A 311-nucleotide genomic window follows, 5' to 3' on the forward strand; every position below is an offset into this window, starting at 1 on the left:
CATTGGCATCATTCATCAGGAGCACACCATGAGCCATCCAACTTACGTCCAGGAATACAACGCGATCGTTGCCGTTCTGAGCAAGTACAACGAAGGTGGAGTCAAAGCCGATAGCGCTTTGATGAAGCCTGCGTTTAATGAACAGGCTACGATTTTTGGCCTCGATGGAGGCAACCTTGTCGGCGGCCCGATCCAGAACCTGTACGACGTCATCGAACGCGTCGCGGATGATCATCAATACCCAGCGATCGCCGATTGCTTCGAGCGTGCGGGCGACCGGGCATTCGCTCTGCGCCAGTAGGTGCTGTCTG

General features: G+C 55.3%; 1 protein-coding gene. It reads left to right on the top strand.

Features of this window, described 5'->3' with window-relative positions:
• On the top strand, nt 1–301 hold a 301-nt coding region (locus AC0L20_RS40550), incomplete at its 5' end, for a nuclear transport factor 2 family protein (protein ID WP_473295754.1).
• Nucleotides 302–311: the final 10 nt, after the last annotated feature.

This window comes from Bradyrhizobium sp. Kon58 (assembly GCF_055807455.1).